At 52.5% G+C, this 467-nt stretch carries 1 protein-coding gene; it reads right to left on the bottom strand.

The annotated features are described in order from the left end of the window. The coding region (locus AACY49_RS30775) for a hypothetical protein (protein ID WP_339528068.1) at positions 1–467 on the bottom strand (467 nt) is incomplete at both ends.

The following is a 467-nucleotide window of genomic DNA, read 5'->3' as shown; positions in this document are numbered from 1 at the left end:
CATGAGCTGTTCTCAACGGAGCTGTCGTCGGGGCTCCGCATTGGGGCGAGGATCGGCGCCGAAATCGAGGCGCCGGTGATCATTGCCACGGTGCGCATCCACTGCCAAAAGCCCTTCTTCTTCTCAGCCACTAGCTGATCACGAGCTTGCTTCAGTTCCAGCTCTTTGCGACCAAGCGTGGCTTTCAGGTCGGAAGATTTACCCTCCAGCTCAGTGAGTTCTGAACTGGATTTCTGCCAAAGGCCATGGGCTTTAACGAGCCTACTGTGCGTGACGTTAAGTTCTTCATCCTTTGCAGAAATCTTCTGCTCAAGAAGTGCACAGGCACGTTGGGCGTCGGTCGCCACTGCATTGAGCTTTTCAGATTGTGCAGAGGCAAATTCACGATGGTATTTGGTGCTGACCGGATCAGAAATAATCTTGGCGAAGACCTTTTGAGAAAGCAGCTCTTTTGTCTTGGCAAATCG

This window comes from Pseudomonas sp. EL_65y_Pfl2_R96, from assembly GCF_963970905.1.
In the GTDB taxonomy this organism is placed as follows: domain Bacteria; phylum Pseudomonadota; class Gammaproteobacteria; order Pseudomonadales; family Pseudomonadaceae; genus Aquipseudomonas.
Note: the sequence above shows the minus strand (reverse complement) of the source record. Positions and strands in the feature narration are given on the sequence as shown.